Source organism: Kitasatospora sp. NA04385 (genome assembly GCF_013364235.1).
GTDB lineage: Bacteria > Actinomycetota > Actinomycetes > Streptomycetales > Streptomycetaceae > Kitasatospora.
This window is the reverse complement of record NZ_CP054919.1, coordinates 548,378-568,946: the sequence shown is the minus strand read 5'-3', so window position 1 is coordinate 568,946 and position 20,569 is coordinate 548,378. Positions and strand designations below refer to the sequence as shown.

Genomic DNA, 20,569 nt, shown 5'->3' with positions numbered 1-20,569 from the left:
AGGAGTTCACGTCTTGTCCCGTCCCCGCCCCACCCGCCGTACCCTGGCCGTCAGCGCCGCGTTCGTCGCGGCCAGCGCACTGGCCGTCCCCGCCGCGTACTCCACCGACAGCGCGAACGCCCCGTCCCACCACCGGGTGACCGCCGCGACCACCATCACCGAGAACCGGCTGCCCTTCACCACCCGCTTCGAGGGCGACTTCCACGGCGGCATCACCCACATCAGCAACACCCTGATGACCTGCGACGAGACCCAGCCGCCGGTCGACCCGGCCCAGGCCCCCTGCGTGCAGGCCCGCAACGGCGACGGGCCGCGCCCGATCAACAACAACTTCCAGATGAAGTACATCAACATCGACGGCCCCGGCCACATCGGCCCGCTCGGCGACCCCATCTACTCCTCCAGCTCCGCCGACCTGCAGATCCCCGAGGGCGCCACCGTCAAGTTCGCCCGCCTCTACTGGGGCGGCACCCGCGGCATCGGCGACACCGTGCTGCCCGAGAGCCAGATCGACGAGATCTACTTCAAGTTCCCCGGCGACGCCCAGTACACCAACATCGCCAACCAGCAGCCCTCCATCGGCTACATCACCACCGACGAGGAGAGCAGCTACCAGGCCTCCGCCGACATCACCGAGCAGGTCCGCAACCACGGCTCCGGCACCTACGAGGCCGCCGACATGGACTCCGTCGTCAAGGCGCACAGCTGGGGCGGCTGGACGGTCGTCGTCGCCTACGAGCGTGAGTGCGAGCCGCTGCGCCACCTGCACGTCTGGGACGGCTTCCAGCCCGAGCTGCCCAACAGCCCCGCCCTCACCGGCACCCTGAGCGGCATCAAGACCCCCGCCAGCGGCCCCGTCACCGGCCACCTCGGCTGGGTCGTCTACGACGGCGACCACAAGTGGACCGGCGACACGATGGACATGAAGTCCACCAACGGCCCGCTCACCCGCTTCAGCGACGCCCTGCACCCCGCGAACGACGCCTTCACCTCCAACCTCGACAACGCCGACCCGGCCCAGCGCTTCCCGCGCAACCCCGCCTACCCCAACTCCTTCGGCTACGACGCCAACCGCTGGAACATCTCCCCGTACCTGCGCAACGGCGACACCGACCTCAGCGTCATCGTCAACACCGAGGGCGACGGCTACAACCTCGGCGTCTTCTACGCGGACGTCGACATCGACCCGGCCACCCTGCGCACCGCCAAGGCCCAGCCCCGCTCGGCCTGGAGCGGCCAGCGGTAACACCCCGCCCGCACCCGGCCGGCCCGCCCCGGACACCCGTCCGCGGCGGGCCGGCCGCGCGCCCGGGCCCGCTCCGGCCGCCTTCCGGACCCCTCCGGCCGCCTCGGCCGATCGGGGGAAGCGGGGGTTCGGGGGCCGGGGCGGGGGAACCGATGGCGGGTGGATGTGCTCGCTGTGGTGTTCGCCGTGTTCGGGGCCGCCTCCAACGCCGCCGGGACGGCCTTCCAGCGGAAGGCGGCGGCCCGGGTCGACCGGGGCGGGGGGCTGCGGTTCCTGCTCGTACTGGCCCGTGACCCGGCGTGGGTGGCGGGGATCGCCGGGGTGGTGGGAGCGGCGCTGTTCCAGGCGCTCGCGCTCGCCTTCGGGCCGCTCGCCCTGGTGCAGCCGGTGTTCGTGCTGGAACTGCCGTTCGCGCTGCTGATCGCCGCGCCGCTGCTGCACCGCCGGATGCCCGCCGCGGGCTGGGCGGGCGTCGCGGCGGTGGTCGGCGGCCTGGCGCTGTTCCTCGGTTGCGCCGCCCCCTCCGGCGCCGAGGACCAGGCGCCGATGAGCCGCTGGCTGCCCGTCCTGGCCGGCTGCCTGGGCGTGATGAGGCTGTGCGTCGTGGCCACCCGCAACCGCCACCGCGGGCCGGTGTTCCGGGCCGGGGCGCTCGGGACGGCCGCCGCCGTCGGCAACGCGCTGACCGCCGCGCTGCTGAAGTCCGCCACCGGCACCTTCTCCGACCACGGCCTGCCCGCCTTCCTGACCAGCTGGCAGACGTACGCCTTCGCGCTCACCGGCATCGCCGCCGTCCTGCTGCTGGAGAACGCCCTCCAGGCGGGCCCGCTGGTCGCCTCCCAGCCCGCGCTGACCATCGGCGACGCGGCCGTCAGCCTGCTGCTCGGCGTGGTGCTGTTCGACGAGACGGTCCGCACCGGCTGGCTGCTGGTCCCCGAGCTGCTCGCCGTCGCCCTGGTGGTCGGCGGCGTGATCACCCTGGTCCGGGCCGTCCCGAACATCCGCGACACCGCGCACTGACGCGCAACCGCGCTGGGTGGGCGCAACCGCACTTGGCGCCGATACCCGGGCGGGCGGAACCGCGTCGGGCGGGGGGTCGTCCTCCACGGCGACGGCCGGGTGATCATGGCCGTCGCCCGACGTTCTGGGAGGGACGCCGTGACGGACGGTACAGCGGAGGACACCTCGCCCGCGGGCGGACGGCGTCGGTGGCGCACCGCGGCGAAGGCCGCCTGCGGGGTGCTGCTGGCGGGCCCGGCCGTGCTCGTCGTGGTGCGGCTATTCGGGTGGGACGACGGCACGGTGTGGGCGCTGCCGATGGCCGGGCTGCCGTACGCGGCGCTGCTCGCCGTCGTGCTGCTGCCCGTCGTCGCGCTGCTGCGCGCGAAGTGGCTGACCGGCGTCGCGGCGGTGCTGGTGGTGCTGCAACTGTGGTGGCTGGTGCCCCGGTTCCTGCCGGACGGGGGAGACGCCCCGGCCGGTGCGCCCCGGCTGCGGGTGGCCACCAGCAACAACTTCATGGGCCAGGTCTCGCCCGCGGCCCTGGTCGAGCTGGTGCGCGAGCAGCGGATCGACGTGCTGGCCGTCGAGGAGCAGAGCGACTCCGCCGCCGACGCGCTGGACGCGGCCGGCATCCGCACCCTGCTCCCGCACCGCGAGCGCCCGGACGGCACCGACACCGCGATCTACACCCGACTGCCCGTCAGGTCCGCCGCCGACCCGGCCTGGCCGACCACCAACGTGACCGTCGACCTCGGCGGCCACCCGGTGCAACTGGTCGCCGTGCACACCTACTACCCGCTCGGCGACGCCCGCCGCTGGGCCGAGGGCCTGCACCAGCTGGCCGCCGCCGCACCCGGACGCACCCGGGACGCCGTCCTGCTGGGCGACTTCAACGCCACGCTCGACCACAAGCCGATGCGCGACCTGATCGACACCGGACTGACCGACACCCACGAGGAGCTCGGCGCCGGCCTCTTCCCGACCTGGCCCGAGAACCACCCGGACTTCCGGGGCGTCCCGCCAGTGATCCAGATCGACCACGTCCTGCACGGCTCCGCGCTGACCGCCCTCGACGTCTCCGAGCACGCCCTGCCGCGCAGCGACCACCGCGCCGTGGTCGCCGAACTCGCCGTCACCGGCTGACCGTCTGAGCGGTTGGTTGGACGGTTGGACGGCCCGACGACCGACGGGTGCGGGCGTCCCCGCCGCGACGCGGGGGAGCCGGGGACGGCCCCACACCGTCCCCGGCCCCTCCTGCCCTGCTCCCGGACGGACCCCCACGGCCGCCGGGAGGCGGTCCGCTACCCGGCGGCGGGCGTGATCAGCCCGTAGTGCCCGTCGTAGCGGTGGTACAGGACGTGGCCGCGCCCGGTCGCGGCGTCGGTGAAGAAGACGAACGGCAGGCCGCTCAGGTCCAGCCGTCCCCGGGCCTGGGCCGGCGTCAGCACCGGCACGCCCAGCCTGCTGGCCACCAGGCCCGGCACCGGGGCCGGGGGCGCACCGGCCGACGCCAGCCGGTAGCCGCCCGCCGTGCCCCGGTACACCACGCTCTCCCGGCCGCTGCCCGCGTCCGTGAACAGGTGAAAGTCGTAGTCCATCGCCTCCAGTTCGCGCACCGCCGCGAGCGGCGTGCAGCGCGCCAGCCCGTAGCTCTTGTGCCGCACCACCTGCCGCTCCTCCGGCGGGCGCACCCGGCGCTCCGGACGATGCTCGCCGCCGCCGCCGACCGGGCGGCCCAACGGCTCGCGCGCGTGCTGCCGGTGGTGGCGCAGCCGGGCCAGCCGGGAGGCGAGCCGGTCCTGCAACAGGTCGACCGCCTCGCGCATGGTCTCCGCCGCGACGTGCGCCCGCACCGGACGGCCGTTCAGGTCCACCACGACCTGCGCCAGCGAGGGCCGCGCCACCGAGCGGTTGGCCTCCTGCACCAGCCGCACCCGCACCGCGAGCACCGGTCCCTCCAGCCGCTCCAGCACGGCCGCCACCTTCTCCCGCGCGTACTGCGGCGCACCCGCCGTCACCGCGCCCCGGGTCTCCACCAGCACCTCGGCCCTGGGACGGGTCTGCAGACTGCTCATCAGATCTCCTCTTCCCGACGTCCCGATGCCCCCACTCTGCTCCGGGCCGGGCGGGCGGGCCGAGGGCCGAACGGTCCCCGTCCGGTGGGTCAGTCGTCCCCGCCCTCCGGGCCGGACTCCCGCTCCCGGCCGGACTCCCGCCGTGCGGAGCCCGGCCGGCCCTCGTGCTCCCGCTCCTCGCGGCGCTCCCTGCGGCGGCCGCGGAAGTGGTGGACCAGCAGGGCCGCCACCACCAGGACGGCCGCGGCCACGGCCACCGAGCGGCCGACGGTGCCCTCCACCTTCGAGTAGGCCGCGCCCGCGAAGTAGCCGAGCAGCACGCAGCCGACGCCCCAGAGCAGGCCGCCGAGCGCGTTGAACAGCAGGAACCGGCGGTAGGGCATCTTCGAGACGCCCGCCAGGGCGGGCATCAGGGCGCGGAAGAACGCCACGAACCGGCCCAGCAGGACCGCCGCCGGGCCCCGGCGGCGGATCAACTCCTGGGCGCGGCCGATCCGTTCCGCGTGGCGGCGCATCGACCTGGTCTCCAGCACCCGCGGGCCCAGCCGCCGGCCCACCTCGTAGCCGACCGAGTCGCCCAGCACCGCCGCGCCCACCACCGTCACCAGCATCCAGCCCAGCGAGACGCTGCCCTGGTGGGCCAGCACGCCGCCGAGCACCGCCGCGGTCTCGCCGGGCAGCACGAAGCCGAAGAACAGCGCGTCCTCGGCGAACACCAGGGCCGCCACCACCGCGTACACCACCGGCCCGGACAGGCCGCCCAGCCAGTCGGTCACCGACTTCACCCGAGCACCTCGATCCCCTCCGGACCACCGTAACGCGCGGGCCCGGGCCGGACGGGGCTCGGCGCGGCCGCAGTCGGCGGATCGGGCGGGTGGACCGGGCGGGTGGACCGGGTCGGCGGACTGAGCGGGTGGACCGAGTGGGCAGACTGGAGGAGTGACAGCGACTCCACTCGCCAAGGGCGCCAACCTGCCGATCGACGCCGCCGCCGTCCGGGCCGACCTCTCCTGGCGGGCCGGGCCGGGCGTCCCCGGGGTGGGCGCCGCCGTGCTGCTGCTCGGCGCGGACGGCGGCCCGCGGCTGCTCCGCGGAACGGAACGCGCCCCCGGCGTCGTGCTCCGGCCGGACGGCGCCGACGTCGACCCGGCCGCGCTGCCGCCCGGCGTCCAGCGGGTGCTGCTGCTGGCCGTCACCGACGGGGGCGGCATCGGCGCCGTCCCCGGCCTGTCGCTGCTGCTCTCGGACGCCCGTACCGGGGCCGGGCTGGCCCGCTTCGACCCGGCGGCGGGCGCGGAACGCGCGCTGGTCTGCGGCGAGCTGTACCTGCGCGCGGGCCGCTGGAAGTTCCGCGCCGTCGGCCAGGGCTGGACGGACGGCCTGGCGGGCCTCGCCTTCGCCCACGGGTTCACCCTCCGGGAGCCCGAGCCGGTGACGCCCGAGGCCATGACGCCGGAGCCGGTGACGCCGGAGCCGGAGCCGGTGACGTCCGGTCAGGTGCTCCCCGAGCCCGTGCTGCCCGAGCCCGTGCTGCCCGAAACGATGACGCCGGAGCCGGTGACGTCCGAGCCGGTGACGCCCGGTCAGGTGACGCCGGAGCCGGTGCTGCCCGGGGCCGAGCCGTTCGGGGTGGCGGTGGTGGAGTCGGCGGAGGAGCGGGCGCTGCCGGTCGAGATGCGCAAGCGGCTGAGCCTGCGCAAGCAGCAGGTCGCCGTCAGCCTGCGCAAGCACGGCGCCCAGCGGCTCATCGCCCGGGTGGTCCTGGTGCTGGACGCCTCCGGCTCGATGAGCGCCCTCTACCACCGGGGCGTGGTCGCCGACGTGGTCGAGCGGATGGCCGCCGTCGCCGCCCAGCTCGACGACGACGGCGCCATGCAGGCGTGGACCTTCGCCTCCCAGCCCGCGCGGCTGCCCGACCTGCGCCTGGCCGACCTCCCGGAGTGGCTGCGCCTGCACGTCCGGGTCGGTGAGATGTCACTGTTCGGTCGCCGCAAGATCCGCCCGCCGCTGCCCGACGGGCGGGTCGACATGAGGGCCGTCGGCATCCAGAACGAGGAGCAGAAGGTGATCGCCCAGGTCCGCGACTACGTGCGCGGCAACCCGGCGCAGGCCCCGACGCTGGTGCTGTTCTTCTCCGACGGCGGGGTCTACCGCAACACCGAGATCGAGCGCGAGCTGCGGGCCGCCGTCGAGGAGCCGGTCTTCTGGCAGTTCGTCGGCCTCGGCCACGGCGACTACGGCGTGCTGGAACGCTTCGACGCCCTGCCCGGCCGCCGGGTCGACAACGTCGGGTTCTTCGCGGTCGACGACATCAGCACCCTCCCGGACCCGGAGCTGTACGACCGCCTGCTGTCCGAGTTCCCGCGCTGGGTGGCGGCCGCCCGCCGGGCGGGCATCCTGCGCTGAGACGCACACCGCGCACACCGCGCACACCGCGCACACCGCGCCCGGCGCGCCGGGTCGGTGCGGGCGGCCAGGGTGTCGATCATGGGGTGGTGGACGCGGAGGAGGACGGGAGCACGGCGGTCGCGGTCGAGCGGCACGCGGGGTGGAACGAGCTGTTCTTCGACCTGATCGCGGTGGCGGGGGTCGGGCAGCTGGCCCACCTGCTGCACGCGGGGCCGGGCTGGGGCGCGCTGGGGCTGTACGTGCTGCTGTTCGGGGCGTTCTGGCTGAGCTGGGCGTGCTTCACCGTGTACGGGGACGTGGTCGCGGAGCGGACCAGCTCGCTGGCCCTGTTCGTGGCGATGGCCGGAATGGCGGTGATGGCGGCGGCCGTCGAGGGCGTGGACGCCGACGCCCGGGCGAACGCCTTCGCGCTGGCGTACGTGCTGCTGCGCTGGTACGCGGGACAGCTGTGGCGGCAGGGGCGCAGCCTGCTGGTGGTGCCGGACTGGCCGATCGCGCAGTACGGGGCGGGGGCGGTGCCGTGGCTGGTGTCGACCGTCGCGCCGTCGGAGTGGCGGTACTGGCTGTGGGCGGCCGGCCTGCTGGTGGACGCGCTGCTGCTGCTCGCGGCCCGGGAGGACCGGGAGCGGGTGCGGGCGCGCTGGGAGGGCCGCCGGGCCCGGCACCGGGGCGGGCCGGGCGCGGACCGGCCGCTGCCGGAGCTGCACGAGGCGGGGGTGGACGCCGCGCACCTGGGGGAGCGGCTGGGCCTGTTCATGGTGATCGTGCTGGGCGAGGGCGTCATCCAGGTGATCCGGGCCGCGTCCGACCAGGAGCACTGGGACGCCCGGCTGGCCTGGACCGGCCTGGCCGCGATGACGCTGCTGGCCTCGCTGTCGGTGCTGAGCGTGCGGCGCGGTGCGGCCGCGTTCCCGCAGCTGGTCGCGGGCGGGCGGCCGCGCTGGGTGATGCTCTGTCACGCGGCGGGCTCCGCCGCGCTGGCGGCGCTGGCGGCGGGGCTCGGCCGGGCGGTCGAGCACGCCCACGGCCCGCTCCCCGACGACACCCGGCGGCTGCTGTGCGCCGCGCTGGCCTGCTACTTCGCGGTCACGCTGGCGGCGGTGCTGCCGACGCTGGAGGGCCGCGAGCAGGTCCGCGGCTTTCTGGCGCACACCGTCCCGGCGGTGCTGCTGGCGCTGCTGCCGGCGGTGCTGCCGGTGTCGCTCGCCGCCGGGGCGGTGGTGTCGCTGCTGCTGGTGGCCACGCTGTGGGCCCGCGGCTACCGGTCGGGGCGGACCGGCTAGGAGCTGTCCGGCCGGTCATGTGACTGTCGCCTGCCCTGGCCGGTGGTTCGGGCCCGGGGCGGGGTGATCCGACGGAAAAGCGGGCCGGCCCGGGAGAACACCGCGACGAGGCGCCGTGGCGGAGTCCTGTCGTTCGCTCGGTGGAGGTGGTGCGGGGGGTGACACAATGTCGTGTCGAACACTAGTTCCAGGAGAGAGACATGCGACAGCGCCTCAACATGATCCTGCTCGGGGTGCGCGACGTCGCCGCCTCCGTCGCGTTCTACCAGGCGCTGGGCTGGCAGCGGTCCAAGGCCGGCTCCGACGAGTTCGCGCTCTTCGAACTGGGCGGCGTCGCCGTCGCGTTCCAGTCCCGGACGGCCTTCGCCGCCGACGCCGGCCTCCCCGACCGCGAGCCGGGCGGCTTCTCCGGCTTCGCCCTCGCCTACGTCGCCCGCAGCGCCGACGAGGTCTACGAGGTCATGTCCAGGGCCGCCGAACTGGGCGCCACCGTCACCCACCCCGCCGCTCCCAACGCCTGGGGTCACAGCGGCTACTTCACCGACCCCGACGGCCACCTCTTCGAGGTCCTGTACGAGGACGGCTGGATCTTCGACGAGCACGACGACCTGGTCCTCTGACCGGAAGGCCCGGCCCGGGTCGTCGCCCTCCGAGGACCGGACCGCGGCTGGGTCCGGCTCGCCACCACCGGCCGGCCCTTCGGCAGCGGTCCGCTCGTCCCGGCCTTCCGGAAGCCACCACGCCCGTTGCCGACCGGCAGGAACGGCCGCGGCCGGGCGGGGCGGTGTCAGTCGGGCGGGGCCTGGATGAGCAGGAAGCAGATGTCGTCCTCCCGGGAGCAGTCGGGCAGCATCCGGTTCAGGACGTCCTCGGCCGCCGCCTTGGTGTCGGCGGTGCGCAGCGGCTCGGAGGAGCCCAGGACCCCGGCGAGCCGGTCGACGCCGAGCAGGACGTCCTCGCCCCGGCGTTCGACCAGGCCGTCCGTGTAGAGCAGTAGCGCGGCGCCCGGGGCGAGGGTGAGCCGGTGGTCGCGGACGGTCTGGTCCATCGGGAGGCCGAGCATCGCCCCGCCGCGCTGGCGCAGCTGCCCGGTCCGGCCGTCGGCGTCGCGCAGCAGCGGGGGGAGGTGACCGGCGGTGGCCCAGGTGACTTCGGGGCTGCCGGGGCGGTGGTGGGCGATGACGGCGGTGGCGCACAGGCCGGGCTCGGTGTGGCGGAGGAAGTCGTGCAGCAGGGTGAGCAGCGCGCCGGGCGAGTCCTGGCGCATGGCGTAGGCGCGCAGGGCGTGCCGGAGCTGACCCATCATCACGGCGGCCCGCAGGCCGTGGCCGGTGACGTCGCCCACCACGGTGATCAGCGAGCCGTCGGGGCGGGTGAAGGCGTCGTACCAGTCGCCGCCGACGTTCATGCCCCGGGTGGCCGGGAGGTAGCGGGCCGCGAGGCGGACGTCGGAGCGGTCCGGCAGGTCGGTGAGCATGGCGCGCTGGAGCGTCTCGGCGGTGCGGCGCTCGTGCTCGTAGCGCTGGGCGTTGTCGAGGGCGACGGCGGCGCGGCCGGCGAGTTCGGCCAGGGTGGCGACGTCGTCCGGGGTGAAGTCCGCGGTGCGGGCGAGGGCCAGGACGCCCCGGACGCTGTTGCGGGTGGTGAGCGGGAGGGCGAGCCGGGCCGGGGTGCCGGTGGCGGCGCCGCTCTGCTGCGGGCGGCCGGTGCGGAAGGCCAGGGCGACCGGGTGGTCCCCGTCGGGCGCGGGCCGGTCGCGGGCCGGGCCGGGGGCCACCAGCCGGTCGGCGTGGTCGGTCAGCCAGACGTCCACCCGTTCCGCCTGCGCGGGGACCAGCAGGTCGTCCAGGTGGCGCAGGATCTCGGTCTGGTCGAGCGAGGCGCTGAGCAGTGCGCCGCCGCCGGCCAGGAAGGTGAGGCGGCCGCGCATGTGCTCGGCGTGTCGGCGCGCGGCCTGTTCGGAGGCGAGCAGGAGCCGCTGGGCGCGGTCCGCCTCGGCGAGTTCCGCGTGCAGCGCCACCACGCCCCGGTTGGTCTCCTCCAGCTCCCGGCTGTGCCACTCCAGCAGGTCGAGGACGGCGGAGGCGTCGGCGTCCCCGTCGAAGAGGGCGTCGACCAGCTCGGCCGTCGGGTCGGCGGCGTCGTGCGCGGCGCCGTGCCATGCCGGGTGCAGGCCGCCGTCCGGCGGGCCCAGGGCGAGGGTGGTCTCCCAGAGGGGGGTGTCCGGGGCGAGCTGCGGGTAGAGGGCCAGGTGCAGTCGGGGCGGCGAGCCGGTGCCGCGCACGTCCAGCCGGGCGGGGCGGCGGTCGGTGGCGAGGTGCCGCAGCTGGGCGGTGAGCGAGGAGGTCAGCCTGACCCGTTCGAGCGGGCGCAGGCCCGCCCAGCGGGCCAGTTGGTGCACCGTGGACCGGGCGCGGGCCGCCTCGGCCGGGGAGGTGATCGTCTGGACGAACGAGGGCGCGGTCATGGGTACCCAGTCAGCAGGGGAGCGGCGGTGTCGAGGCGGCGGTGCCGCCGGGAACTCCCCTCCGTCGACCGGACGCGGCGGCCGACGTGTGCTGTCCAACAACATTTGTCTCGCGACAAGTATAGCCGCCGACCGCGGACCCAAACGGGCTTCTCCACCCGGATCCGCCGGTTCCTCACATGCGCCCCGGACGTTCGGGTACGCGCGGGGCAGCGAGACCTGTGGAGGAGAGCACCATGTCCGGGCAGGAAAGCAGCGCGGAGGACGCGATCCGCGCCGCCGAACACGTCGCCGAAGCCATGATCGAACTGTGGCGACGCGCGCACGAAGAAGTCGCCGCCGCCGTCTCCGACCAGCAGATGCGGGCCCTGCTGGTGCTGGAGGGCGGCGGCGGCAACCCCACCGCACTGGCCGCCAGGCTCGGCCTCAGTCCGTCGTCGACGACCCGGCTCTACGACCGGCTGGAGCACCGGGGGCTGGTGGCCCGGGTGCAGTCCGGGCGGAGGGTCGCCGTGTCGCTCACCGCGCTCGGCAGCCGCCTGCTGGAGGAGACCCGGCGCTGCCGCCGCGAACTGCTGCGGCAGGCGCTGTCCGCCGCCGCCGTCTCCGACCGGCAGGTCCTCCACGAGGCGCTGGAGCAGCTCTGCGCGCTGGTCAGGGGGCTGCCGGCGGCCGCGCCGGAGCAGACCGTCGCGGACCCGGACCCCCGGTGCCCCCCTTGACCGCGCGCCGGTCGGCCCCGGCCTGACGCACCGTCATCGGGCGGTGCGTCAGGCGTCCTTCCCCGGGCGGCCGTACCAGTCGACGCAGACCACCAGGGCGTCGTCGTCGGGGTCGGCGGCCCGGTGGCCGGCGAGTTCGGCCAGCACCGCGCGGGGCACCTCGGCCGCGGGCAGCAGCCGGGTGGCGTGGATGGCCCGGGTCAGCGCCCGTTCGCCGTACAGCTCCCCGGCGGCCGAGGCGACCTCGGACACGCCGTCGCTGACGATGATCAGCCGGTCGCCCGACCGCACCTCGAACTCCTGCTCGCCGTACGGCGTCTCGTCCGCCATGCCGAGCGGGAGCTGGGCGTCGAACGGGATCCGCTCGACCGTCCCCGCGCGCAGCCGCAGCATCTGCGGGGAGCCCGCGTCCACCACCCGGACCCGGCCGGTGTCCAGCGAGAAGTCCAGCAGCAGGACGGAGAGGAACGCCCGGCCCCGGTACTGGGCGTAGACCGCCTGGTCGGCCAGGGCGGCCTGGTCGGCGATGCTGATGCCCGCCCGGCGGGCGTTGCGCAGCGCGTTGACGGCCAGGTTGGTCAGCAGCGCCGCCTCGATGCCCTCGCCCATCCCGTTGGAGACGGTCAGCACCAGGCGGTCGCCGTTCGCCGACCAGTCGAAGTTGTCGCCGTGGATCGCGTACGCCGGTTCCAGCTGGGCGCCGATCGCGTACTCGGCGTGTCGGCACGCCTGGGCGGGGAGCAGCTGCCACTGCATCTCGGCGGCCAGCGTGAGCCGGTTGCGGCGGCGGGCCTGCAGGTAGAGGTCGGTGTCCCGCTCGGCGACCGTGATCTCGCGCGCCAGCATCTCGGCGATCTCGCCCAGCTCCTCGGCCACCGCCTCGCCGAGGCCGTCCGCGGGCAGCCGGACGGTCAGGACGCCGAGCCGGTCGCCCCGGACCGTGACCGGCACGTACGCGACCACCGCGCCGTCCCGCCCGTCCTCCTGCGCGAACAGTTCCTGGGAGCCGAAGGCCCGCCCGGCCGGGTTCCCGTGCGCGGGGACCGCCGCCCCGGCGCTGCGCGGCGCCGACACCGGCTGCAGGACGCTCAGGCTGTAGTCGGCCATCAGCAGTTCCACCGCGGAGGCCGCGTAGCACCGGGCCAGGCAGTCGCGCAGGGCGTCGAGGAGGGCGTGGGGTGCAGCGGAGCGCAGGGCACGCTCGACTGCCATCAGGTTCGTCACGTCGGTCATTTCGTAGAGAAGGGTGCGAGCGGCCGTCCGACGGCTGCCCGGGGGTGACCGGTGGTGCCAAGATGGGGGCATGAGCCCCTTCTCCGCCTTCCCGGGTCCAGACGACGCCGCGCAAACGGCGTCCTCGGTGATGGAACTCCTGGAGATCCTCTGGGGCGGGGGACGCGACCTGGCCACCGCCCCCCTGTCGGCGTCACAACTGCGCGTCATGTACGTGCTGGAGCGGCACGACGGGATCAACCTGCGCACGCTGACCGAGGCGCTCGATTCCACGCCGTCCTCGGCGAGCCGGTTGTGCGACCGGCTGGAGGCGGTCGGGTTCCTGGACCGCGCGCCCAGCACCACCAGCCGGCGCGAGCTGGAACTGCGGCTCAGCGGAAGGGGCCTGGCCTTCCTCGCCGAGCTGCGCTCCCGGCGCGAGCGGCAGATCGAGGCGGCCCTGGGCGGGATGTCGGCGGCCGACCGCAAGGCCCTGGTGCGCGGCCTGGAGTCCTTCCAGGCCGCGCTGGCGGGCACCGTCCGTCCGCCCGCCCTCGGCGTCGCCGAGACGCCCGCGGCGTCGCGGTCGGCCTAGCACACCCACCGTGGCCTCCTGCCCGGATCACAACGGCGGGCAGCGAGGAAGCCCCCCGGGGAGCCTTCCCTGGGAGGTTGCTGTGCGCGCCTGACTCAGACGCAAGATTGTTGCCGGTGGGCCATTGTTGTCAAACGGCAAATGTTGTGGGGACCCGCCGTCGGCCGGAAGCCGACGGCGGGTCGGGCCGGAGCGTCGTCCGGTGGCCGGCCGGAGAGTCAGCCGGTGAACGCCTCGACCAGCGTCCAGGCGGCCAGCACGGCCATGCACAGGCCGCCGACGCGCTGCACGGTGCGCAGCGGGACGCGCTTGGCGATGAAGCGGCCGACCAGCAGGGCCAGCGCGGAGACCGACATCAGGGCGGCGGCGGAGCCGATCGCGGTGGGCAGCCAGCCGTTGGTGGCGGCGAGGTTGGCGGTGGTGATCTGGGTCAGGTCGCCCCACTCGCCGATGAACACCGTCATGAACGCGGTGCCCCACACCGGCCAGAAGCCGGTGACGGTCCTGGCGCCGCCCTCCTCGTCGTCCTCGTCGCCGCCCGAGCGCAGCAGCACGAACGCGCCGAAGCCGAACAGCGCGGCGGAGACCAGCTTGACGGCCGTGCCGGGCAGCAGGCTCAGCAGGCTGCCCGCGCCGACCGCGATGGCGACGTGCACGATGAACGCCGCCGAGGTGCCGAACCACACGTACAGCGGGCGCATGCGGGTGCCCATGGCCAGCGAGGCGAACATCGTCTTGTCGGGGAGTTCGGCGAGGAAGATCAGCCCGAAGGCGGTGAGCATCGCCAGGGGGTCGAAGGACATCGGAGTGCTTTCTGCAGGGGCCGGGCCGTGGACTCGAACGGCACCGGGCGGGCGACGGGCGAACCTCTCGGCCCGGCACGACGAGACCTCCCGCACGGTGGGTGCGGCAGGGTCATGCACGGGGCCGAAGGTCTCGTCCGTCGCGGCAGCGCCTGCCGCGACCCACGGGCCGGGACGGGCGAGCCGTCCAGTGTGTCGACCGGTGGTGTTTCGGGACTACTCCCCTTCGCTCCGGCCAGTCTAGGACATCGCCGGACCGGGGACGGAACCGCCCCGGCCCCGGGCCCGTGCGGGGCGGGGGCGGAGGGCCGGGGGCGGGCCGTGGCCCGTTCTCGACCGTGCGGGCGGGCGGCGGCGGCCGGTCGCGGCACGGACGCGCCTGGTGGCGGGCGGTGCGGGGGCCCGCGGGGCGGGCCGGGATCCGGACAGAATGCGGCCCGGCGGCCCGGCGTCCTTCTCCTGGACACGGACCGCGAGTTAGCGTGACGGTGAGTTAGTTGCCCGAGGCACTCAATTGCCGGGCCCGTCCCGCCGCACCCCGACCCCGGGCCCGCGCGCCGGCCGGGGCCCGGGAAGGGAACCCAGCATGGCCACTGCCACCACCACCCACCCCGCCCCGCGCGGCACCTGCCCGTTCGCCCCGCCGCCCGCCTACCAGCAGGCCGCGCAGGACGCGCCCGTCAGCAAGGTCGCCCTCTGGGACGGCACCCCCTGCTGGCTGGTCACCCGGCACCAGGACGCCCGCGACCTGCTCGCCGACCCCCGGTTCAGCGCCGACGCCGCCCGCCCCGGCTTCCCCTTCCTCAGCGCCGCCGCCCGCCACATCGGCGCCGGCAAGACCTCCTTCATCCGGATGGACGACCCCGAGCACGGCCGACTGCGCCGGATGCTCACCGGCGACTTCACCATCCGGAAGACCGCCGCCCTGCGCCCCGCCGTCCAGCAGGTCGCCGACGAGCTGTTCGAGCGGATGACCGCCGGCCGCACCGAAGCCGACCTGGTCGCCGAGTTCGCCCTCCCGCTGCCCTCCCTGGTGATCTGCCTGCTGCTCGGCGTCCCCTACGAGGACCACGCGTTCTTCCAGCGCTGCAGCCGCACCCTGCTCAGCCGCGACAGCCCGATCGAGGAGGTCGCCGCCGCCCAGCAGGAACTCACCGAGTACCTCGACGCGCTCACCGACCACAAGCGCACCCACCCCGACGACGGCATCCTCAGCCGGCTGGCCGCCCGCGGCGAACTCCCCACCGAGGAGATCGGCGCCATGGGCCGCCTGCTGCTGATCGCCGGCCACGAGACCACCGCCAACATGACCGCGCTCTCCGTCCTCGCCCTGCTCCGCCACCCCGACCAGCTCGCCCGGCTGCGCGCCGACCCCGGCGGCACGCCCGCCGCCGTCGAGGAACTGCTGCGCTGGCTCAGCATCGTGCAGAGCGGCGTCACCCGGGTCGCGATCGAGGACGCCGAGATCGGCGGCGTCCTGATCCGGGCCGGCGAAGGCGTGATCTGCCAGGTCAACACCGCCAACCGCGACGAGCGGCGCTACCCCGACGGCGACGCGCTCGACCTCGCCCGCGACACCCGCCGCCACCTCGCCTTCGGCTTCGGCGTCCACCAGTGCCTCGGCCAGCCGCTGGCCCGGCTGGAACTGGAGATCGCCCTCGACACCCTGCTGCGCCGCCTGCCCGGCCTGCGGCTGGCCGTGCCGTTCGAGGAGATCCGCTTCCGCCACGAGATGACCGTCTACGGCGTCGAGACCCTGCCCGTCGCCTGGTGACCACCCGCCCCAGGAAAGGAACCGCCGTGATCGTCCACGTCGACCCCGACCGGTGCTGCGGCGCCGGACAGTGCGTCCTCGCCGCCCCCGAGGTGTTCGACCAGCGCGACGAGGACGGCACCGTCGTCCTGCTCGACGCCCGCCCGCCCGCCGCCCTCGTCCGGGAGGTCGCCGACGCCGTCGCCGCCTGCCCGGGAGGGGCGATCCGGCTGGAGGAGGGAGCACCCCGGTAGGCTGCCGAACCGGCAGCGGACGGACGCGGGGGAGAAGCACGTGCAGGCCACCGGGTTCGTCCCGCGCGAGACCGCCGACCTGCGCGGCCGGCCCGGCGGCCCGCTGACCCTCCGCTACGGGCCGCGCGCGGTGGTCGTCGTCGGCGGACTGCCGGGCAGCGGCAAGTCCACCCTGCTGCGTCGCTGGGACGCCCCCGCCACGCTGATCGACCCCCGCACCACCCGGCTCGCCTGCCAGGCGAGGATGCCCGCCGCCCTGCCGTACCCCGTCTACCGGCCCGCCGTGCGGCTCCTGCACCTGCTGCGCACCCGCGCCGCGTTCCACCGGCCCGGGCCGCTGCTGGTGCACGACTGCGGCAGCCGCTGGTGGATGCGCCGGGCCCTCGCCCACTGGGCCCGGCGCAGCGGACGCGAACTGCACGTGGTGCTGCTCGCCGTCCGCCCCGCCGAGGCCCTGGCCGGGCAGCACGCCCGGGCCCGCACCGCCGCGCCGCGCACCTTCCGGCTGCACGTGCGGGGGACCGCCCGGCTGCTGGCCGCCGTCGAACGGTCCGGACGGGCGGCCTTCCCCGGCGCCCGGTCGGTGCTGCTGGCCGACGCGGCCTCCCGGGAACGGCTGGCCGGCGTCCGGTTCGACGCCGGGCAGTGACGGGGGTCAGTGGCCCCGGGCGATCCATTCCTCCAGGTGCGGGGCCTCCGCGCCGACGGTGGTCGAGTCGCCGTGCCCGGTGCGCACCACCGTCTCCGGCGGCAGCGTCAGCAGGCGCTCCCGGATCGAGGCGACGATGGTCGGGAAGTCCGAGAACGACCGGCCGGTGGCGCCCGGGCCGCCCGCGAACAGGGTGTCGCCGGTGAAGACGGTGCCCAGCTCCGGGGCGTACAGGCTGACCGCGCCCGGGCTGTGGCCCGGCGTGTGCAGCACCGTCAGCACCGTGCCCGCGACCGACAGCTCCTGACCGTCCGCCAGCGGGGCGTCCGGCTCGCGGTCCGGGTGGGTCTGCCGCCACAGCACCTGGTCCGAGGGGTGCAGCAGCACCGGCGCGCCGCCGTTCAGCGCCGCCAGCGCGGGCGCCGCGTCCACGTGGTCGTTGTGCGCGTGGGTGGAGACCACCGCGAGCAGCCGCCGCCCGCCCAGCGCCGCGTGGATCGCCGCCGCGTCGTGCGCCGCGTCGATCACGACCGCCTCGGCGTCGTCACCCACGATCCACACGTTGTTGTCGACCTGCCAGGTGCCGCCGTCCAGGCTGAACTCGCCCGAGGTGACCAGCTGTTCGATCCGCGCCGCCATCAGAACACCACCACCGAGCGCAGCACCTCGCCGCGCTGCATCCGGGCGAACGCCTCCTCCACGCCGTCCAGCGGGACCGTCTCGCTGACGAACGCGTCCAGGTCCAGCCGACCCTGGAGGTAGAGGTCGATCAGCATCGGGAAGTCCCGCTCCGGCAGGCAGTCCCCGTACCAGGACGACTTCAGCGCGCCGCCGCGCCCGAACACGTCCAGCAGCGGCAGCTCCAGCTTCATCTCCGGGGTCGGCACGCCCACCAGCACCACCGTGCCCGCCAGGTCGCGGGCGTAGAACGCCTGCCGGTAGGTCTCCGGACGGCCCACCGCCTCGATCACCACGTCGGCGCCGTTGCCGCCGGTCAGGCTGCGGATCGTCTCCACCGCGTCCACCGCGCGGGAGTTGACGGTGTGGGTGGCGCCCAGGCGCTGCGCCGTGGCCAGCTTGCGGTCGTCCACGTCCACCGCGATGATCGTGCCCGCCCCGGCCAGCCGGGAGCCCACCACCGCCGCGTTGCCCACGCCGCCGCAGCCGATCACCGCGACGCTGTCGCCCCGGCCCACCTGGCCGGTGTTGATCGCCGCGCCCAGGCCCGCCATCACCCCGCAGCCCAGCAGACCGGCCGCCGCCGGGGACGCCGCCGGGTCGACCTTGGTGCACTGGCCGGCCGCGACCAGCGTCTTCTCCGCGAAGGCGCCGATGCCCAGCGCCGGGGACAGCTCGGTGCCGTCCTCCAGCGTCATCTTCTGCTTCGCGTTGTGGGTGGCGAAGCAGTACCACGGCCGACCGCGCTTGCAGGCCCGACAACGCCCGCACACCGCACGCCAGTTGAGGATCACGTAGTCGCCGGGCGAGAGGTCTTCGACGCCCTCGCCGACCGACTCCACCACGCCCGCCGCCTCGTGCCCCAGCAGGAACGGGAACTCGTCGTTGATCCCGCCCTCCCGGTAGTGCAGGTCCGTGTGGCACACCCCGCACGCCTGCACCCGCACCACCGCCTCACCCGGCCCCGGATCCGGCACCACGACGGGCACCACCTCCACCGGCGCCCCCTTCGCACGCGCGATCACACCCCGGACAACCTGAGCCATCTTCGGTACCCGTCCTCACTCGGTCAACGGCGACGCCCGGCACTGGACGCCGCCCAGCAGCGAACTTACGCGCTTTCAGCAGCGAAGTCCCCCGTTCGGACCCGCGGCACGCGCGAGGCCCCCGGCGGGCCGGGGACCGCGGCGGGCCGGGGACCGCGGCGGGCCGGGGACCGCGGCGCGGCGTCCGGGGTCGGTGGGGTGGCGCCGGTCAGCCGCGCGGCAGGGACAGCAGCGCGCGGGCCCGCTCCGGGGTGATCAGCCCGTCGAGCAGCGGATCGGCCAGCAGCGACACCGGGGCCAGGTGGTCCGGGCTCGCCGGGCGCCACAGCGGCAGCGCCGCCAGCAGCTCGGACCAGGCCCGTTCGGCGACCTCCGGGGCGATCTCCGTCCAGGGCCGTCCGGGGCGGGCGGCGGAGTGCGGCGGCACGGGTTCGTAGCCGGTCGGCACCTCGGAGTGCGGCGCCCCGGCCAGCCGGGCCGCCAGCACTCCGGCAGGGGTCCGCCCGACGGGCGTCGCCGCGAACTCCTCCCACTGCTGGCCGCCGGGGCGGGCGGGGTCGGACGGCCGGACCACATCCGTGGTCGTCAGCACGAGACGCAGCTCCCCGCTCGGCCGGGCCGCCCGCTCCGCGGCCTCCTGCTGCTCGACGGCCGCCCGCTGGGCCCTCAGGTGGGCGACGAGCCCGTCGACCACCGCGTGCACGGCCGCGTCGAACTCCGGCGGCCCGTAGCGGAACCGGAAACCGGGCCCGGTCATCGCCTCGTACTCGGCGAGCGCCGTGCGCAGGGCCTGCGGGCCGTTCGCGCGGATCCTGTCCAGGGTGTACGGCTCGTGCCCGTCCGCCTCCCGGACCAGCCGGACCAGCAGCGGCAGGAAGCCCTCGGTCAGCAGGGGTTCGGCCAGGAGCGGCTCCGCGTCCCGGTGGTTCCACGGGACGCGGTTCTTCCCGGTCCGCCAGCCGTCCAGCAGCAGCCGCAACTGCAGCAGCAGCAGTCGGGCCCGCGGCCGACCGAACGTCTCGGCCTGCCCGAGCAGGTCCAGCGCGAGGTCGAGTTCGCCCGCGAGCGCCGCCCGGCGGCCGCGCTCCACCTCGGCGTCCCAGTGGTCCCGGGTCGGCCCGGCGGGCCGGTCGAGCGCGTGCACGGTGCGCCACTGGTCGCGGATCAGCTCGGCGAAGGACGCGTGGCGCTGCGGGCCCTCGCCCGACCAGGAGGCCAGCCAGTAGCCCGCCCACTCGCCGTCCGCGTCCACGTCCTCCGGGTCGAGCAGCAGCACCGCGCAGTCGCCGGCCAGGGACAGCCGCAGCGAACGGGCCAGGATGCGGGCCTCGGCGGCCGCCACCTCGTCGTACTCCCCTTCCCCTTCCCCGTCCTCGTCGCCGTCCCCGTCCCCGTCCTCGTCGTCCTCGGCCCGGTCGTCGCCGGTCAGACCGGCCAGCTCCGCCCAGATGTCGATCCAGTGGCGCTCCGGGGTGTCCCGCAGCCAGTCCAGCTCGGCGGCGCCGGCCACGCGCTGGATGAACGGCCCGGCGTCCCGCCAGCCGTCCGTGACCAGCAGGAACTCGCGCAGCGAGGGCGGCAGCGGGCGGCCGAGGCGGGCCTCGGCGGCGGCGACCTCGGTCTCGCTGGCGGGGGAGAAGCCGAGCCAGCCGTCCCGGAGCACCTCCGGGTCGAGCGGGGGCTCCGAGGGGTCGGCCTGCCGGGCCGTGATCCACTCGGTGCTCCACAGCTCCAGGAACTCCCGCCACCGCACCCGGTTCGTGCCCACTCCGGTCCTCCTCCGTCATGATCGAGGGCCCCACTCCAGCACATGCCACCGTCAACCGGTTCGGCCGTTCGTGTGGTGGGCGCAGGGCATCGGTGAAGGTTCTGCGTCGATGTGCGGATCTGCGGGCCGGGCGGGTAATCGGGGTCCTGCCGTCAGCTTTCGGCACCGCCCGCCGCCGCCCGGAAGGAAGCCTCCCCGCATGGCCGTCGCCACCTGCTGGTCCACCACCGTCACGCTGCCGCTCAGCCCGCACCCCGATCTGGCGGTGGAGGCCGGGCTGCACTTCGACTCCTCACTGCCGTACGCCGTGCGGCTGCTGTTCCCGCCGGTCGGCCGGATCGAGGCCGTGGAGTGGGTCTTCGGCCGCGACCTGCTCAACGAGGGCCGCCTCGCCCCCGCCGGACACGGCGACGTCACCATCCGCCCCGGCACCGCCGGCGACGTACTGGTCACCCTGCACGGCGGCACCGGGGCGGCAGTGGTCAGCATCCCGGCCGAGATCGTCACCGGCTTCCTGCTGGAGTGCTACGCCCTCGTCCCGGTCGGCCGCGAGCACGAGCACCTGGACGTGGACGGGCTGGTCGCCCAGGTGCTGGAAGCCTCCTGA

The 20,569-nt window shown here is 75.3% G+C and carries 20 protein-coding genes; 12 read left to right on the top strand and 8 right to left on the bottom strand.

Annotated elements, in window-relative coordinates:
• The first annotated feature begins 13 nt into the window (after positions 1-13).
• From HUT16_RS02520 to HUT16_RS02510, 3 genes are all read left to right on the top strand, one after another.
• Complete coding sequence (locus tag HUT16_RS02520; RefSeq protein WP_176185035.1) at positions 14-1,246, top strand: hypothetical protein; 1,233 nt, start codon at positions 14-16, stop codon at positions 1,244-1,246.
• Positions 1,247-1,405: 159 nt separating this feature from the next.
• A complete protein-coding gene (locus HUT16_RS02515) occupies positions 1,406-2,266 on the top strand; it encodes a DMT family transporter (RefSeq protein WP_176185033.1) in 861 nt (286 codons plus the stop codon).
• Positions 2,267-2,404: 138 nt separating this feature from the next.
• Positions 2,405-3,391 carry an endonuclease/exonuclease/phosphatase family protein gene (locus HUT16_RS02510; protein WP_254897601.1) on the top strand — a complete coding sequence of 329 codons (987 nt, stop codon included), beginning with the start codon at positions 2,405-2,407 and terminating at the stop codon, positions 3,389-3,391.
• A 158-nt stretch (positions 3,392-3,549) separates the two neighbouring features.
• On the opposite strand, the gene HUT16_RS02505 is transcribed toward HUT16_RS02510, so the two are convergent.
• Positions 3,550-4,323: an HPF/RaiA family ribosome-associated protein gene (locus HUT16_RS02505; protein ID WP_176185031.1), complete on the bottom strand. Its 774-nt coding sequence runs from the start codon at positions 4,321-4,323 to the stop codon at positions 3,550-3,552.
• 89 nt (positions 4,324-4,412) lie between these two features.
• Positions 4,413-5,108: a DedA family protein gene (locus HUT16_RS02500; protein ID WP_176185029.1), complete on the bottom strand. Its 696-nt coding sequence runs from the start codon at positions 5,106-5,108 to the stop codon at positions 4,413-4,415.
• A gap of 154 nt (positions 5,109-5,262) precedes the next feature.
• Here HUT16_RS02500 and HUT16_RS02495 point away from each other — a divergent pair, with 154 nt between their 5' ends.
• From HUT16_RS02495 to HUT16_RS02485, 3 genes are all read left to right on the top strand, one after another.
• Entirely contained in the window at positions 5,263-6,729 is a 1,467-nt protein-coding gene (locus tag HUT16_RS02495; RefSeq protein ID WP_176185027.1) for a VWA domain-containing protein, read from the top strand.
• Positions 6,730-6,818: 89 nt separating this feature from the next.
• Positions 6,819-8,015: a low temperature requirement protein A gene (locus HUT16_RS02490; protein WP_176185025.1), complete on the top strand. Its 1,197-nt coding sequence runs from the start codon at positions 6,819-6,821 to the stop codon at positions 8,013-8,015.
• A 200-nt stretch (positions 8,016-8,215) separates the two neighbouring features.
• Positions 8,216-8,635 (top strand): VOC family protein, encoded by a 420-nt coding sequence (locus tag HUT16_RS02485; protein WP_176185023.1) that lies wholly within the window; start codon positions 8,216-8,218, stop codon positions 8,633-8,635.
• A 167-nt stretch (positions 8,636-8,802) separates the two neighbouring features.
• Here the strand turns inward: HUT16_RS02485 and HUT16_RS02480 are convergent, their stop codons facing one another.
• Positions 8,803-10,482 carry a PP2C family protein-serine/threonine phosphatase gene (locus tag HUT16_RS02480; protein ID WP_176185021.1) on the bottom strand — a complete coding sequence of 560 codons (1,680 nt, stop codon included), beginning with the start codon at positions 10,480-10,482 and terminating at the stop codon, positions 8,803-8,805.
• Positions 10,483-10,718: 236 nt separating this feature from the next.
• Here HUT16_RS02480 and HUT16_RS02475 point away from each other — a divergent pair, with 236 nt between their 5' ends.
• On the top strand, positions 10,719-11,204 hold the full coding sequence (locus tag HUT16_RS02475; RefSeq protein ID WP_176185019.1) for a MarR family winged helix-turn-helix transcriptional regulator: 486 nt from the start codon (positions 10,719-10,721) through the stop codon (positions 11,202-11,204).
• 48 nt (positions 11,205-11,252) lie between these two features.
• Here HUT16_RS02475 and HUT16_RS02470 read toward each other — a convergent pair whose 3' ends face one another.
• Positions 11,253-12,416, bottom strand: coding sequence for a PP2C family protein-serine/threonine phosphatase (locus tag HUT16_RS02470; protein WP_176192437.1), 1,164 nt, complete (start codon positions 12,414-12,416; stop codon positions 11,253-11,255).
• Positions 12,417-12,507: 91 nt separating this feature from the next.
• On the opposite strand from HUT16_RS02470, the gene HUT16_RS02465 reads away from it, so the two are divergent.
• Positions 12,508-13,011 (top strand): MarR family transcriptional regulator, encoded by a 504-nt coding sequence (locus HUT16_RS02465; RefSeq protein ID WP_176185017.1) that lies wholly within the window; start codon positions 12,508-12,510, stop codon positions 13,009-13,011.
• A gap of 218 nt (positions 13,012-13,229) precedes the next feature.
• Here HUT16_RS02465 and HUT16_RS02460 read toward each other — a convergent pair whose 3' ends face one another.
• Positions 13,230-13,814, bottom strand: coding sequence for a TMEM165/GDT1 family protein (locus tag HUT16_RS02460; protein ID WP_176185015.1), 585 nt, complete (start codon positions 13,812-13,814; stop codon positions 13,230-13,232).
• 586 nt (positions 13,815-14,400) lie between these two features.
• Here HUT16_RS02460 and HUT16_RS02455 point away from each other — a divergent pair.
• Genes HUT16_RS02455 through HUT16_RS02445 form a run of 3 tightly spaced genes read left to right on the top strand, consistent with a single transcriptional unit; the run spans position 14,401 to position 16,470 of the window.
• Positions 14,401-15,588 (top strand): cytochrome P450, encoded by a 1,188-nt coding sequence (locus tag HUT16_RS02455; protein ID WP_176185013.1) that lies wholly within the window; start codon positions 14,401-14,403, stop codon positions 15,586-15,588.
• 26 nt (positions 15,589-15,614) lie between these two features.
• Complete coding sequence (locus HUT16_RS02450) at positions 15,615-15,821, top strand: ferredoxin (RefSeq protein WP_176185011.1); 207 nt, start codon at positions 15,615-15,617, stop codon at positions 15,819-15,821.
• Between the two features lie 40 nt (positions 15,822-15,861).
• Entirely contained in the window at positions 15,862-16,470 is a 609-nt protein-coding gene (locus HUT16_RS02445) for an ATP-binding protein (protein ID WP_254897600.1), read from the top strand.
• Positions 16,471-16,476: 6 nt separating this feature from the next.
• Here the strand turns inward: HUT16_RS02445 and HUT16_RS02440 are convergent, their stop codons facing one another.
• From HUT16_RS02440 to HUT16_RS02430, 3 genes are all read right to left on the bottom strand, one after another.
• Positions 16,477-17,109 carry an MBL fold metallo-hydrolase gene (locus HUT16_RS02440; protein WP_176185010.1) on the bottom strand — a complete coding sequence of 211 codons (633 nt, stop codon included), beginning with the start codon at positions 17,107-17,109 and terminating at the stop codon, positions 16,477-16,479.
• The gene (locus HUT16_RS02435; protein WP_176185008.1) at positions 17,109-18,194 is read right to left on the bottom strand and encodes an S-(hydroxymethyl)mycothiol dehydrogenase; all 1,086 of its coding nucleotides are present in this window, start codon (positions 18,192-18,194) and stop codon (positions 17,109-17,111) included. The genes HUT16_RS02440 and HUT16_RS02435 overlap by 1 nt, the downstream gene beginning before the upstream one ends.
• Before the next feature lie 208 nt (positions 18,195-18,402).
• On the bottom strand, positions 18,403-19,962 hold the full coding sequence (locus tag HUT16_RS02430) for an SMI1/KNR4 family protein (protein ID WP_176185006.1): 1,560 nt from the start codon (positions 19,960-19,962) through the stop codon (positions 18,403-18,405).
• A 199-nt stretch (positions 19,963-20,161) separates the two neighbouring features.
• Here HUT16_RS02430 and HUT16_RS02425 point away from each other — a divergent pair, with 199 nt between their 5' ends.
• The gene (locus tag HUT16_RS02425; RefSeq protein WP_176185005.1) at positions 20,162-20,569 is read left to right on the top strand and encodes an SsgA family sporulation/cell division regulator; all 408 of its coding nucleotides are present in this window, start codon (positions 20,162-20,164) and stop codon (positions 20,567-20,569) included.